The 13,459-nt window shown below is 69.9% G+C and carries 13 protein-coding genes; 5 read left to right on the top strand and 8 right to left on the bottom strand.

The window, feature by feature from the left end; all coding sequences use genetic code 11:
• Window positions 1-288: 288 nt before the first annotated feature.
• The 3 genes from ACGGAQ_RS15820 to ACGGAQ_RS15810 form a co-directional block, all read right to left on the bottom strand.
• Window positions 289-918 carry a VOC family protein gene (locus tag ACGGAQ_RS15820; RefSeq protein ID WP_393049398.1) on the bottom strand — a complete coding sequence of 210 codons (630 nt, stop codon included), beginning with the start codon at window positions 916-918 and terminating at the stop codon, window positions 289-291.
• Window positions 919-1,005: 87 nt separating this feature from the next.
• Window positions 1,006-2,196 (bottom strand): MFS transporter, encoded by a 1,191-nt coding sequence (locus ACGGAQ_RS15815; RefSeq protein WP_393049395.1) that lies wholly within the window; start codon window positions 2,194-2,196, stop codon window positions 1,006-1,008.
• A gap of 80 nt (window positions 2,197-2,276) precedes the next feature.
• Window positions 2,277-2,777 carry a MarR family winged helix-turn-helix transcriptional regulator gene (locus tag ACGGAQ_RS15810; RefSeq protein ID WP_393049393.1) on the bottom strand — a complete coding sequence of 167 codons (501 nt, stop codon included), beginning with the start codon at window positions 2,775-2,777 and terminating at the stop codon, window positions 2,277-2,279.
• A gap of 110 nt (window positions 2,778-2,887) precedes the next feature.
• Between ACGGAQ_RS15810 and ACGGAQ_RS15805 the strand changes: the two genes are divergently transcribed.
• The 3 genes from ACGGAQ_RS15805 to ACGGAQ_RS15795 are packed head-to-tail and all read left to right on the top strand — an operon-like array spanning window position 2,888 to window position 5,735.
• Complete coding sequence (locus tag ACGGAQ_RS15805) at window positions 2,888-3,937, top strand: LLM class flavin-dependent oxidoreductase (protein ID WP_393049390.1); 1,050 nt, start codon at window positions 2,888-2,890, stop codon at window positions 3,935-3,937.
• The gene (locus tag ACGGAQ_RS15800; protein WP_393049387.1) at window positions 3,930-4,961 is read left to right on the top strand and encodes an LLM class flavin-dependent oxidoreductase; all 1,032 of its coding nucleotides are present in this window, start codon (window positions 3,930-3,932) and stop codon (window positions 4,959-4,961) included. Before ACGGAQ_RS15805 ends, ACGGAQ_RS15800 begins: the two co-directional genes overlap by 8 nt.
• A 30-nt stretch (window positions 4,962-4,991) precedes the next feature.
• Entirely contained in the window at window positions 4,992-5,735 is a 744-nt protein-coding gene (locus ACGGAQ_RS15795) for an NADPH-dependent F420 reductase (protein ID WP_393049385.1), read from the top strand.
• A gap of 13 nt (window positions 5,736-5,748) precedes the next feature.
• Here the strand turns inward: ACGGAQ_RS15795 and ACGGAQ_RS15790 are convergent, their stop codons facing one another.
• The 4 genes from ACGGAQ_RS15790 to ACGGAQ_RS15775 form a co-directional block, all read right to left on the bottom strand.
• Entirely contained in the window at window positions 5,749-6,474 is a 726-nt protein-coding gene (locus tag ACGGAQ_RS15790; RefSeq protein ID WP_393049383.1) for a tetratricopeptide repeat protein, read from the bottom strand.
• Between the two features lie 20 nt (window positions 6,475-6,494).
• Window positions 6,495-7,253: a GNAT family N-acetyltransferase gene (locus ACGGAQ_RS15785; protein ID WP_393049380.1), complete on the bottom strand. Its 759-nt coding sequence runs from the start codon at window positions 7,251-7,253 to the stop codon at window positions 6,495-6,497.
• Window positions 7,254-7,344: 91 nt separating this feature from the next.
• Window positions 7,345-7,986 (bottom strand): TMEM175 family protein, encoded by a 642-nt coding sequence (locus tag ACGGAQ_RS15780; RefSeq protein ID WP_393049377.1) that lies wholly within the window; start codon window positions 7,984-7,986, stop codon window positions 7,345-7,347.
• A 179-nt stretch (window positions 7,987-8,165) separates the two neighbouring features.
• On the bottom strand, window positions 8,166-9,704 hold the full coding sequence (locus tag ACGGAQ_RS15775; RefSeq protein WP_393049374.1) for a polysaccharide lyase family 1 protein: 1,539 nt from the start codon (window positions 9,702-9,704) through the stop codon (window positions 8,166-8,168).
• A gap of 34 nt (window positions 9,705-9,738) precedes the next feature.
• On the opposite strand from ACGGAQ_RS15775, the gene ACGGAQ_RS15770 reads away from it, so the two are divergent.
• Both ACGGAQ_RS15770 and ACGGAQ_RS15765 read left to right on the top strand, forming a co-directional pair.
• On the top strand, window positions 9,739-9,942 hold the full coding sequence (locus tag ACGGAQ_RS15770; RefSeq protein ID WP_393049372.1) for a hypothetical protein: 204 nt from the start codon (window positions 9,739-9,741) through the stop codon (window positions 9,940-9,942).
• A gap of 704 nt (window positions 9,943-10,646) precedes the next feature.
• Window positions 10,647-12,380, top strand: a complete 1,734-nt coding sequence (locus ACGGAQ_RS15765; protein ID WP_393049369.1) for a cellulose binding domain-containing protein — start codon at window positions 10,647-10,649, stop codon at window positions 12,378-12,380.
• Here ACGGAQ_RS15765 and ACGGAQ_RS15760 read toward each other — a convergent pair.
• A complete protein-coding gene (locus tag ACGGAQ_RS15760) occupies window positions 12,370-13,398 on the bottom strand; it encodes a DUF1731 domain-containing protein (protein WP_393049366.1) in 1,029 nt (342 codons plus the stop codon). The two genes, ACGGAQ_RS15765 and ACGGAQ_RS15760, sit on opposite strands and share 11 nt — an antisense overlap.
• Window positions 13,399-13,459 lie beyond the last annotated feature (61 nt).

Raw genomic sequence — 13,459 nt, 5'->3', positions numbered from 1 at the left:
GACCCTCGGACGACCAAACGTCCGATGTGTTTCGGGAAGATTACTCCGGTGTCACGCAATAGGCAACGGTCGATAGCTGGAAGGATCGCGGGCGGCGAGCCGACACTTATCGGGAGAGTTCGGGCTCGCCCGGGACGATCGCGGGGACCGGCGGCCACGGTGGAGGCCCACACCATCCACACGCCTCGCCAATACATCTGACGATTTCTGTCGGGCACCACGGAAGGCGGGCACGCAGCCGCACCGCCGCGCCGGCCTCGGCGGGCGGTGGGGTGGGACCGGCGCGACTCACTCGGGCGGCGTGGCCCCCGACTGCTCGCTCACCATGTACGTCGCGTACCAGTCGGGCCAGTTCTCGTCCCGCTCGCCGGTGCGCTTCTCGTGCTCGCCGTGGGCGGCGGCCGCGCGCCGCAGCGCGCTCGCCAGCTCGCTTGCGGACCCGTACGACGTCAGGTCGCCCTCGACGCGCCCCGGCAGCCGGGTGGTGATCTCCTGCATCAGCCAGGTGTTGCCGTCCGGGTCGCGGAACGTGGCGCGCGAGACGTAGCTGCGCCGCTCGGGGTCCGGGCCGTCGGCCGGGCCGTCCGGCGTGACGTGGAAGATGCCGCTCACCTCGACACCGGCCACGGCCAGCGCGTCGCGGGCCGCCTCGATGTCCGACACGACCAGGTACGCCGTTGCCGAACCCGGCGTCCCCGACGTGAGCTGCGCACCGAACTGCACCGAGCACGCGGAGCCGTGCGGCGTGAACTGGACGATGCCGGGCGGCGTCTGGTCGAGTCGCCACCCGAGGCCCTGGTAGAACCGCTTCGCGCGGTCGACGTCCGACACCGGGATGACGACCACCTCGACCTTGACGTCGAGGCCTGCGAGGTTCGACGCGGCGCTCGCGTCGCCCTGGCCAGCCTTCGGGCTCATCACGGCCTCCTGGATTGCGTGCGGGCACCGCCGTCGGCGATCACCACGCTACGTCCTGCGCCGGCGGCGGGTGCGGCGTTCCCGGCATCAGCCGGGTGCCGCCCTCGTCGCTCTGCGCACCCCGAGCAGGGCGACGAGGGCGAGCAGAATGACGGCTACCGAGTACTCGTCGGCGGTCTGCGGCAGACCGCCCGCGTAGACGACGAGGAAGCCGGCGATCACTGTGGGAAGGCCGAAGCCGACGTAGCAGACGACGTAGAGCAGCGACAGCACGCTGGCGCGTTCGTGCGCCTCGACCAGCGGCATGATCGTCTTGAGACTGCCCTGGAACCCGCCGCCGAAGCCGACGCCGCCCAGCGCGAGGCCGACGAAGAACCCGGGAACGGACTCGGCCATGACCGAGAGCACCGTGACGACCATGCCCAGGATGAGGGCGACGATCCCGGTCAGGATCACGGTCCGCGCCGCGGTGTTGCGCAGCACCAGAACGGCGACCGACCCGAAGAGGGCGAAGACGAAGAGAACCAGACCGGCGACCACGATCGACGTGTCCATCAGGCTGCGGACGAGCGCCGGGCCGAGCGCCCCGAAGAAGCCGGCCAGCGCCCAGACCGCGAACAGCACCGGAACGACGACCAGCACCGGCCCGCGTACGGAGCGGGGCAGCCTGACCTCCGGCCGCAGGCTCTGTCGGGCGCCCGCCATCGGCGTGACCGTCTCCGGCATCAGGGCGACCCCGACGGCCTGCACCAGCAGGATCACGATGAGGACGACGAACACCAGCCTCGTGGGCGCGGGCAGATAGCGGATGAGCAGCGCCGAGAGCAGCGCACCGCTGCCGGTGCCCAGACCGGGGGCGATCGAGTTCGCCAGCGTGCCTCGGGCACGGTCGATGTCGAGCATGGCGGCGCCGATGGCGCCCGTGGCGGCACCGGTCGCCAGCCCTTGCACGAGGCGAGCGGTCAGCAATGTGGGTACGCCATTGGCGAGGACGAAGACCACGAGCGAGAGGATCTGCACGGCGATCGCGACGGCCAGGACCGGGCGCCGGCCGACATGATCGGACAACTTACCGAAGGTGAGTAGCGACGCCAGCACCGCGAGCGCGTAGACCGCGAACACCAGCGTGGTCGTGACCGGCGAGAAGTGCCAGCGCTCCTGGTAGATCCCGTAGAGCGGGGTCGGCGCCGCCGACGCGGCCAGGAACGACACGAGGATCGACGCGAGCAGCACCAGGGAGACGGTCGGTGACAGTCGTACCCGCCCCGCGATGGACATGTCGGCGCTCCTCGGGCTGTGCGGCAAGCATGTGGGGCCGCAGCGGCGTACCCGGTGTGCCGCGCGGCATGCGGCCCGGCCTACTCCTCGTGCTCCTCGGGCCGCGGCCCGAGGTGCTCGCGCAGCGCCCCCGCGATGTCGCCGGCCGCGCGGAGCTGGTCCGGTGTGAGAGCGTCGACGAACAGCTCGCGGATGGCGCGCAGGTGCGGGAAGGTGGCCCCCGCGAACGCCTCCGCCCCGCTCGGCGTGAGGTGCACCTCCGCACCCCGGGGGACGGTCGCGCACTCCTCGCGTCGAATGAGCCCGCGCCGTTCCATCCGCCCCAGGTGGTGCGAGAGCCGGCTCCGTTCCCACCCGATGTGTGCGGCCAGGGCGGAGGAGCGCATCCGCTTGTCCGGCGCCTCGGTGAGGGCGAGCAGGACGGCGTAGTCGCCCGACGAGAGGGAAGAGTCCACCTGGAGGCGGGACGCGACCCGGGAGCTCAGCAACTCGGTCGTCTCGACGAAGTCCCGCCAGATCCGCAGCTCCTCCGCGGTCGGCAGCTGGCGGCCCCTCCGCCGCTCGGGTGTGGCGCTCGCCATGTGTCCCTCCCCGGGAATTGACGCGTCAATCAGCAGGTTAGCATCATTGACACGTCAACCGGGGAGGTCACTTCCCCACGGTCGGCGGCGAGGATCGCCGAGGAGGAGACATGACGGCGCAAGGCTTCGAACTGGGGCTCAACTCGTTCGGAGAGGTGGCCACCGACGGCGACCGGACCCTGAGCGACGCCGAGACCGTACGACTGCTCGTGGACGAGGCCCGCCTCGCGGAGTCGGTAGGGCTCGACGTGTTCAGCCTCGGTGAGCACTACCGGGAGGGCCACAACGACTCGGCCACACCCGTCCTGCTCGCGGCGATCGCGACGGCGACCGAGCGGATCCGCCTCGGCACCTCGGTCACGGTGCTCAGCACGAACGATCCGGTACGGCTCTACCACGAGTTCGCCACCCTCGACGCGGTGAGCGACGGGCGCGCCCAACTGGTCCTCGGGCGGGCGTCGGCGACCGAGTCGTTCCCGCTGTTCGGCTACGACCTGGCGGACTACGAGCGGTTGTTCGAAGAGAAGCTGGACCTCTTCGTACGGCTTCAGCGCGACGAGACGGTCACCTGGTCCGGAACGGTACGCAGTCCCCTGGTCGCCCAGCGGCTGCATCCACGGATGCGACCGGGCGGGATCCCGACCTGGATCGGCGTCGGAGGAAGCCCCAACTCGGTGGTCCGCGCCGCCCGTTACGGGCTTCCCCTCATGCTCGCGATCATCGGAGGGCGTCCCCAGCGGTTCGCCGGCCACGTCGACCTCTACCACCAGGCGCTGGAACAGTTCGGGCAGCCGGCGCGACCGGTCGGGCAGCACTCGCTCGGTCTTGTCGCGGACACCGACGAGGAGGCGGTGGAGACCTGGTGGCGCTACTGGCAGCCGACCGTGGCGCGGCTCGCCGAGGAGCGCGGCTTCTACAAACCGGACCGCGCCCGCTACGAGGCCGAGATCGACCACGGGGCGCTGTTCGTCGGCTCACCGGAGACGATCGCCCGCAAGATCGCCACGATGGCCCGCGACCTGCGGCTGAGTCGGTTCGACCTGAAGTACGACATCATGCACCTGCCTCGCGAGGCACGGGCGCGCACCATCGAGCTGCTGGGCAGTGAGGTCGCGCCGCGGGTCCGGGAGCTGTTGGCGAAGGAGCCCACCAATGTCTGATCTCGTGTTCGGCCTCGACACCTTCGGTGACGTACCGGAGGACGACTTCGGCAAGCCCGTGTCGCACGCCGCCGCGATCCGGCAGGTCGTCGACGAGGCGGTGCTGGCCGACGACCTCGGCGTCGACGTGATCGCCCTCGGCGAGCACCACCGTCCGGAGTACTCGGTGTCGACGCCGGAGACGGTGCTGGCGGGAATCGCCACCCGCACCTCGCGGATTCGGCTCTCCTCCGGCGTGACGGTGCTGAGTTCGGACGACCCGGTCCGGGTGTTCCAGCGTTTCGCCACTGTCGACGCGCTGTCGCACGGCCGGGCCGAGGTCATCCTCGGTCGGGGCTCGTTCACCGAGTCCTTCCCCCTGTTCGGCTACGACCTGGCCGACTACGACGTGCTGTTCGAGGAGCGGATCGAGCTGTTCGCGAAGCTGCTCGACGAGCAGCCGGTCACCTGGAGCGGCACCACGCGTGCCCCACTGAAGGACGCCGACGTCTTCCCCAAGACCGAGTCGGGGCACCTCACCACGTGGGTGGGCGTGGGCGGCTCACCCCAGTCGGTGGTGCGGACCGCCCGGTACGGCCTGCCGCTCATGCTCGCCATCATCGGCGGCGCTCCCGAGCGTTTCGCGCCCTACATCGACCTCTACCGCCGGGCGGCCGACCAGCTCGGCACCACCGCGCACCCGGTCGGGATGCACTCGCCCGGCTTCATCGCCGACACCGACGAGGAGGCCAAGGAGCTGTTCTGGCCGCACTACCGGGTCATGCGGGACCGGATCGGCGCGCTGCGGGGCTGGCCACCGATCCGCCGTACGGAGTTCGACTCCGAGGTCGAGCACGGCTCGCTCTACATCGGCTCGCCCGAGACGGTGGCCCGCCGGATGGCTGGTGCCATCCGCAGCCTGGGCGTCGGCCGGTTCGACCTCATCTACACCGCCGGAGCGCAGCCCGTGAGCGCCCGGATGCGCGCCGTGGAGCTGTACGGCTCCCGGGTGATCCCCATGGTCCGCGACATCCTGGCCAGCTGACCCGCCGGCCGACCCTTCGGAAGGGAAGACATGAACGACAGCGGCCCTGACCGACCCCGGACCCTCGCCGTCCTCGGCGCCGGCAAGGTGGGCACGGTCCTCGCCCGGCTTGCGCTCGCCGCCGGCTACCGGGTGCTCGTCGCCGGCTCCGGTGACCCGGCGAAGATCGCCCTGACCGTCGAGGTGCTCACTCCCGGGGCGGTGGCGACCACCGCGGTCGAGGCCGTGGCCGACGCCCACATCGTCATCCTCGCCCTCCCCCTGGGCAAGTACCGTGCGCTCCCCGCCGAGGCGCTGCGCGGCAAGCTCGTCGTCGACGCGATGAACTACTGGTGGGAGGTGGATGGCATCCGCGACGACCTGACCGACCCGCGCACCTCGTCCAGTGAGATCGTCCAGGCGTTTCTGGCCGACGCGCGGGTCGTCAAGGCGTTCAACCACATGGGCTATCACGATCTCGAGGACGAGGCGCGGCCGACGGGCGCGGCCGGCCGCAAGGCCATCGCGATCGCCGGTGATGACGAGGCCGACCTCGCCACGGTCGCGTCCCTTGTGGACGATCTCGGCTTCGACCCGGTCGTCGCCGGTCCCCTCGCCGAGGGGGTTCGACTCGAGCCGGGCAGCGAGTTGTTCGGCGCCAACGTGAGCGCCGACGAGGTACGCGCGATGCTCGACCGCTTTCCCGGGTCGGAGCGCGGCCAGGCGGTCACCGCCGCGCGGGCCCGCGCGGGTGACGATCACGGTGCCCGCTCGGCCCCCGAGCCGCCGGCCTGACCGCCGGCACCTCTCAGAGGTCGTCGTCGAACGCCGTACGGGGATCGAGGTGCCGGCCCCGCTCCTGCGCGGCGGCGTAACCGGCGGGGCCGAGCGCCTCGATCGCGGCGTCCCGCACGGCGGCGAGGTCGGCCGCGTCGTCCGGGTCCGGCACCTGGCCGAGCGCCGCGAACGCCGCGTCCGCGAGACCGACCATGAGCGCCGCTCGCGGGTGGTCGCCCTCGGCGGACGCGAGCGCCGCGCCCGCCACGCAGACGTACGGCACGAACTCGTTCCAGCCGTGCCGGAACACCCGGGTACGGCTGAGGGTGAACAGTCTCCTCGCCTCGGCGAGATTGCCGAGGCCCAGCTCGCAGAAGGCCAGGTTGTGCGTCTCGGAGTTGACGGTCTCCGGCCGACCCAGCGCCTCGTTCAGCGCGATGCTCTCCCGGTACAGATCCCGCGCCCGGGTCAGGTCACCGGCCATCCGCGCCACGGCGGCCAGCACGTGTCTCGGCCGCTCCTCCAACGCGCGATCGCCGGAGCGCACCGCGACGTCGAGCGCCTCGCGCGCTCGCGCCTCCCCGAGCGTCATTTCGCCGCCACGAATCGCCACCCGCGCGAGGCTGTACCGGGCCTCCACCTCGCCCGCCGCGTCGCCGACGGCCCGGGCCCGCTCGATCTCGGCCGTACTCATCCGTACCACCGCGTCGGTCTCCCCACGCCGAAAGGCCGAGCGGACGTCGTCACTGAAGCTCACGGTGGATGTTCCCTCGGGTCTCAGGCATGAAAGGCGATCCAGTTCTCCTGGAAGCGGAAGCCCATCGACTCGTACAGTGGCCGGCCGAGCGCGCTGGTCTGCAGGTACGCCGCGTCCGCGCCGGCCGCGACACCCTCGCGCAGCACCTTCTCGGTGATCGCGCGACCCAGGCCACGACCGCGCGCGCCCGGGACGACAGCGATGTTGAAGATGCCGACCATACCCCGGGTCCGTATCCCGAGACCCGTGCCGAGGGTTTCGCCGGCCTCCTCGTACAGGTAGCCGTCGATCCGCTCGGCGTCGAGCACGGCGCCGCCCATCAGCGACCCGAACAGACCGTCCGGGGCCTCGAACCCCCTGGTGAGGACATCCGTGTACCGATCGCTGTCCACCGCGCCGACCCGACGCACGCGCTCGCGCTGCGCCTCGTCGGCCCGGAAGAGCAGCTCGCCCGCCGTGCAGGCCAGCAGCGGCAGCTCGCTGCGCTCCCGGAGCCCCTGTCGGCCGGCGAGATCAGCCACCGAGCCGTCGGCGTCGCCCCGGACCATGATCGACCAGGTCTCGACCTGCCCGGCCACGTCTGTCGCCAGCTCGTCCAGCGACTTCAGGTCCGGCTCCGGCGACAGGTCGTAGGCGACGTTCAACGTCGCCGCACCCGCGTGGGTCACCGCCGCGCGGGCGGTGCCGCGCTTCGCGTACCAACCCTTCGGAGTCGCCCCACACAGATCCTCGATGGCATCGTCGTACGCCGCGGCCATCCGATCGGCGATGGTGTTCATGGCCCTCCCCCAGACGATCTCCACCGAAGGCCGAAAGATAGCCGCAGCGGTGTGACCTGCGCGAATCGAGGTTCGGTGGGACGCGGGTGGATCAGCTCCGGCGGGCGCCGCGTGTCCGCCGCCGCGGCCCGTGGCGGAGGCCCTGGCTGGTGGCGCCGTGGAAGATGATCATCACGACCACACCGAGCAGGCCGAGCAGTGGGGTCACCAACCAGCCGAGCACCCCGGTGAGGCCGTAGAGAACCAGGCCGACGATCGGGCGAATCTCCTGCACCCGGACCTGCTCCTGGTCGACGGTGTCGGCACGCAGCGCCGGGTGGCGGCGCACATAGGCGAAGAGCACCCACCAGGGCGCCGACATCAGTGACGCGGCGAACGCGTACAGGACGACCGCCACCCGCAGATCGTCGGTGTTGCCGTCGGCCAGCGCCGACGCCAGGACGGCTGTCGGAAATGGAATGATCACCACTCCGAAGAGGATGCCGAGGTTGATCGAGCTGAAGGCGGCGGTGGTGCCCCGGACCAACTGGAGCACGGCGTGATGGTTCAGCCAGAGAACACCGACATAGATGAACGACACCACGAAGGCCAGATAGGACGGACCCTCTCGGAGGAGCCCGTCGGCCAGCCCACCCTCGTGGAAATCCGGTACCCGCAGATCCAACACCAGCAGGGTGATGACGATGGCGAACACCGCGTCGCTGAACGCCGCCAGCCGGCCCGCATCGGTCACCGCGGGACCACTGTCGCCTGACTGAATCCCTTGTTGAGCTGCGGACATTGCCGCATGCTAGCAGTCATACGGCAGCCACCGAGCGTGATTGCCGAGTGCCGATGTGGTCCCGCCCGCGTCCTTCGTGGACCACTGCGGTGGCGGGAGCGGCACGGCCGCCACCCCCGCCCATCCACTGGCTAGCTGGCGTACGTCTCGAACTCGCCGACCCGCGGCGTACCGCCCGAGCTGGTGATCGTAAAGGTGATCTTGCTCAGTGCCGTCGCGGAGAAGGTGATCGCGCCCGCGCCACTGCCGGAGGCCAGGACGGCGCCCGTGTCGTGGTTGACGAGCTGCCAGGAGCCGATGGATCCCTGGGTCCCGGAGGGTTCCCGAATGACCACTCGGGACACCCGGGTGGCGGATCCCCACTTGATCGAGATGGAGCCGGTCGAACCGGCCGGCGACCAGTAGGTGCTGAGGTCACCGTCGCGCACGTTGCCGTAACTGGTTCCGCTGGCCTTGCTGGAACCGTCGGCCCCGGCCCCCAGACTGAGGTTGATCCCGCTCGGCGGCGGCGCGGTGGTGGGCGGCGCGGTGGTCGGCGCAGCCGTGGTCGGCGGCGGCGTCTGCGGCGAGCAGCTCCCGTCGGAGACCCGCAGACCCGTGTTGGCGCCGGCCGTCTGACGCACGACGTCCGGTACGCAGCTCGCGCCGTCCAGGCGGTACGCGTACGGGATGCTGACGGTGGTGGTGGACGTCGGGTTGGGGCCGGCGGGGTAGTTCTCACTGCCCGCGCTGGACCAGGTGACGTTGTCGAAGGTGTTGCCGCTGACCTGCCAGTAGCCGCGCTCGTTGGTGTAGAAGGTGCCCAGGACGTCCTTCGAGTTCCGGAAGTAGTTGTTCTCCACCTTGGCCCGTGCGCCGGCCCGGGAGTTGATGCCGGACTCGTGCAGGCTCACGTAGTGGTTGTTGTAGATGTGCGCGATGCCGCCGCGCAGCAACGGGGTACGGGAGTCGATGTTCTCGTAGAGGTTGTGGTGGAACGTGATGAAGCCGTTCGAGAGGTCGCTCTCGCTGGAGCCGATGAGGCCGCCACGACCGGAGTTGCGCAGGATGCTGTACGACAGGGTCACGTACTGGGTGTTGTCCTTCATGTCGAACAGGCCGTCGTAGCCCTCCGACTCCCCGCCGGACGCCTCCAGGGTGACGTGATCGACCCAGACGTTGCGGACCGTGCTCTCCATGCCGATGGCGTCTCCACCGTTGGAGGTGGGCGAACCCGACTTCTTGACGTTCCGGACCGTCACGTTCTGGATGATGATGTTGCTGGAGTCACGGATGTGGATGCCCAACTGGTCGAAGATGGCACCGCTGCCGGCCCCGATGATGGTGACGTTGCTGATCTGCTTGAGCTCGATCACGCCGTCGGCGGTGTTGCAGCTCGACCCCGACACCTTGCTGGTGTTGCCGTGGTTGATCGTCCCCGTCACCTCGATGGTGATCGGGGTGCTGCTGCTGGCACGCCCGCACAGCGCCGCGTGGATCGCGGTGCCCGTGCTGGCCCGCACCGTCTGCCCGCCCGCGCCGCCGGTGGTCCCGCCGTTCTGGGTGGCGTAGCCGGTGGCGGTGCCGGCCGCCGCCGACGCCTGTGGCGTGGAGAGTGTCATGCCCACCGCGATCCCGACAGCGGCCGTGGCCAGCGCTGCCTGAAGTCGCAGTGCGACTGGTCTTCTCATGTCGCGTCTCCTTCGTCATCGTCTGAATGTGCCGATGGCAGCGGCGATCGACGCGCCGACCCTCGGCGGGTACGCGATTCAAGTCGATCACTGTGCATTGACGGCAATGAATTGGTGGCTCATCGCCGAGAACCTCATCGCCCTGGCATGCGCGGCGAAACCGCTGGCCAAGCGGCACGTCGCCGAAGGCGCATCCCGATACGCGCCCGCCCAGTTCGGCAATGAAACATCGATGTAACGCAATCGTAGGAAAGCGGTTTCCCTCTGGGCAAGGGTTGGCGTTTGCAGGTTTTTTGCAGACGCTGGTCACGCAGGGGAGCGCCGGCCCGCCCGAGCACTCCGATGCAGCCGGTTCGGCCCGGACGAGCAGGCTCTCGGCCGTTCCCGCACCCCCGGGCCATGGGAAGCAGGCCCGGACCGTCGCGCCGGACGAGAGGCACGCGTGACGCATTGACAGGCACCACTTGACGAAATAAATTCCTGGCAACGAGAAACTGTTTCGTACGCTCGCCGTGCGGCACTCACCCGCGAGCCCGCGAATGAGCAGCGAGGCCGGCCCGCTTCAGGGAACCGGCCGACAGAGGAGGGTGCCACAGTCCCGCTGGACCCGTTCGCCGCACCATCAGTCCTGCCGCCGCTCGCGTACCCGCGACCGATGGCACGAGGGCCGATCGGTGCCGCCGTCCCGGCCGCCGCACCGGCGTTCCCCCGGTGTCTTCTCCGCGCCTGTCTGCGTAGCGCGAGAGTCGGTGGCCGACAGGTGATGTCGCGGGTTGCCATGCGGGGCTGGACTGGACGGGCGACATGTCGACACCCCGCCGCCGCACGCTTGGGAGCGCTCCCGAGCATCGCCTGACGCACTGCTGACGTACCGCCCGGCGCTCGCCCGAAGAGCGCACCACCGGATGCGTCGGCCGCCACCACCCCTTCAGGAGAAGTCTCATGAGAAAACGAAGAGTGACCAAGGCCGCCCTGGTCTCGGCCGGTGCCGTCCTGCTGGCGTCGACGGCGGTCGCCCTGGCGGCGCCGGCCGGTGCCGCAGCCGCCGGCTGTGCGGTGAACTATGCCGTGTCGTCGCAGTGGCAGGGCGGCTTCGGCGCGAACGTCACCATCACCAACCTCGGCGACGCGGTCAGCAGTTGGACGCTGACCTGGTCCTACAGCGCGGGCCAGACCGTCACGCAGGCGTGGAACACGACTCTGACCCAGAGCGGCGCCGCGGTCACCGCCAAGAACGTCAGCTACAACGGGGCCATCCCCACCAACGGCACGGCATCGTTCGGGTTCAACGGCTCGTGGACGGGCAGCAATCCCGATCCGTCCAGCTTCGCGTTGAACGGTGTGACCTGCACCGGCGGCACGACGCCGACCACACCGCCGCCGACCTCGGCACCCCCGACGACACCGCCGCCGACCACGCCGCCACCCACCACTCCGCCACCCAACGGGCCGGCGGACATCACGGTGAACAGCGCCACCCGGTACCAGACGATCGACGGGTTCGGGGCCGCCCAGTCCATCTGGGGCAGCGCCTGGTCGACGACCGACACCCAGACGCTGGTCGGGATGGGTGCCAACCAGCTCGGTCTGTCCATCGTGCGCACCGGGCTCTCGCCGGTCTCCGGCGAATGGGCGACCCACGTGAACTCGTTGAAGACGGCGAAGTCGTACGGGTCCGGTGTGAAGATCCTCGCCTCACCGTGGACGGCGCCAGCGGCGTGGAAGACCAACAACAGCCGAACCAACGGCGGCAAGTTGAAGACGGACTACTACGACGACTACGCGAACCACCTGAACAGCTATGTCCAGTACATGCGCGGCCAGGGCGTGACCATCGACGTCACGTCGGTGCAGAACGAGCCGGACTGGCACCCGGACTACGACTCGATGGACTGGAGCGGCACCGAGCTGCGCAACTTCGTCCGTGATCAGGGCACGAAGGTGCAGAACAGCAAGCTGATGGTCGCCGAGGCGGTCAACATGAACTACGGCTACACCGACCCGACCCTGAACGACGCGACCGCCCGCAACAACATCGGCTACATCGGCGGCCACCTGTACGGCACCGAGGCCGCGGGACGGCTGGCGCCGTACTCCCTGGCCGCCCAGTACAACAAGCCGGTGTGGATGACCGAGTGGAACTACCACGAGGCGGACGGCGGCGGTTCCAACATCTGGGGCAACCCCGCCAACCTGGCGGTCTGGAACGAGACGCTCGACGACATCATGCGCACGGTGCACAAGTCGATGGAGTCGAACTGGAGCGCCTACATCTGGTGGTACGGCAAGCGTTACTACTCCTTCATCGGCGACGGCGAGGCTGCCTACGGCACCACCGCGGGCGCTCCGCTCAAGCGCGGGTACGCGTTCTCCCAGTACGCGAAGTACGTCCGGCCGGGCTATCAGCGGGTGGCTCTGAGCAAGAGCTCCAAGGCCTCGCCGCTGGAGGTGACCGCCTACCAGGGCGACGGCAAGATCACGCTGGTGATCCTCAACCGGTCGAACAGCGCGGTCAACAACGCCGTGATCCAGGCGCCGCAGAACGTCAGCAGGGCCGAGTACTACCTCACCTCGCAGAACGCCAACGCGGCCAGCCAGCCGACCAGCGTGAACGGAGGACAGGCCACCATCAACGTCGGCGCACGCAGCATCTCGACAGTCGTGTTCACTCTCTGACCGCTCCCGGGAGTCGGTCGCGCGGCGACCGGGCGTGGGGGTGCGAGCGACCGTGCGCTCCCCCACGCCCCACCGGGCCAGCGTGCCGGCGTCGCAGGGCCAGGTCCACGGCGGCATCGGGCCACCCCGGATGGTCGAACGTGAAGCCCGCGGCGGAGAGCCGGCCCGGGGCGACGCGCCGGCTCTTCAACAGCAGTTCGGTGTCCGACCGGAGCACGAACGCGCCGATCTCCGCCATCAACCGGGTGGCCGGCAGGCCGACCGGCATCCGCCAGGCCGACCGCAGCGCCCGCATGAATTCCCGCTGTGGCACCGCGCCGGGCGCGGCCAGATTCACGGGCCCCGCGATGTCGCCGCGGTCGATCAGAAAACACACCGCGCGGACGAAATCCTGGTCGTGGATCCACGAGACGTACTGCCCACCGCCGGCGACCGAGCCGCCGAGCCCGAGCCGCGCGAGCCAGCTCAGCACATCGAACACACCACCGCGGTCGGGGCTCATCACCAACGCCGAGCGCAGCGCGACCTTGCGCGTGTGCGGAGTCACCGCCCGCTCCTGCGCGGCCTCCCAGTTCTGGGCGATCCTGACGCTGTACGACCAGTACCCGGGCACACCGTGCTCGCCGCCACCGAGCACGCCGTCGCGCTCGTCGTTGGCGGCGTCGAAGCGGTGCGCGTAGATGGTGGCGGTGCTCATCTGCATCCACACCCTGGGCGGCCGGTCGGCCGCGGCGATGGCCTCGCCGACAACCCGCGCGGATTCCACCCGGGAGCGCATCATGGCGTCGAGGTTCTCCGGGGTGTACCGACAGTTCACGCTGCGCCCGGCCAGATTGATGACCACATCGCTGCCGTTGATCTGCCGGGCCCAGTCGCCGAGCGTGGCGCCGTCCCAGCGAACCTGACGCGCACCCCTGGGCGAGCGGGTCAACAGCACGACGTCGTGACCCTGTGCGGTCAACGCCCGGTCCAGGATCGCGCCGACCTGGCCGGTGCCACCCGGAATGACGATCTTCACGGTCGATCCTCGGCCGGCACCAGTTTTTGAACATGTTCAACCATGCTTCGAGCGTACGGCG

The organism is Micromonospora sp. NPDC047557 (assembly GCF_043205095.1).
Taxonomy (GTDB): Bacteria; Actinomycetota; Actinomycetes; order Mycobacteriales; family Micromonosporaceae; genus Micromonospora.
Note: the sequence above shows the minus strand (reverse complement) of the source record. Positions and strands in the feature narration are given on the sequence as shown.

Coding starts and splice junctions, on each gene's coding strand:
- ACGGAQ_RS15805 (WP_393049390.1), top strand. CDS start 2,888: ATGACGGCGCAAGGCTTCGAACTGGGGCTCAACTCGTTCGGAGAGGTG.
- ACGGAQ_RS15820 (WP_393049398.1), bottom strand. CDS start 918: ATGAGCCCGAAGGCTGGCCAGGGCGACGCGAGCGCCGCGTCGAACCTC.
- ACGGAQ_RS15765 (WP_393049369.1), top strand. CDS start 10,647: ATGAGAAAACGAAGAGTGACCAAGGCCGCCCTGGTCTCGGCCGGTGCC.
- ACGGAQ_RS15785 (WP_393049380.1), bottom strand. CDS start 7,253: ATGAACACCATCGCCGATCGGATGGCCGCGGCGTACGACGATGCCATC.
- ACGGAQ_RS15800 (WP_393049387.1), top strand. CDS start 3,930: ATGTCTGATCTCGTGTTCGGCCTCGACACCTTCGGTGACGTACCGGAG.
- ACGGAQ_RS15795 (WP_393049385.1), top strand. CDS start 4,992: ATGAACGACAGCGGCCCTGACCGACCCCGGACCCTCGCCGTCCTCGGC.
- ACGGAQ_RS15815 (WP_393049395.1), bottom strand. CDS start 2,196: ATGTCCATCGCGGGGCGGGTACGACTGTCACCGACCGTCTCCCTGGTG.
- ACGGAQ_RS15775 (WP_393049374.1), bottom strand. CDS start 9,704: ATGAGAAGACCAGTCGCACTGCGACTTCAGGCAGCGCTGGCCACGGCC.
- ACGGAQ_RS15770 (WP_393049372.1), top strand. CDS start 9,739: ATGGCAGCGGCGATCGACGCGCCGACCCTCGGCGGGTACGCGATTCAA.
- ACGGAQ_RS15810 (WP_393049393.1), bottom strand. CDS start 2,777: ATGGCGAGCGCCACACCCGAGCGGCGGAGGGGCCGCCAGCTGCCGACC.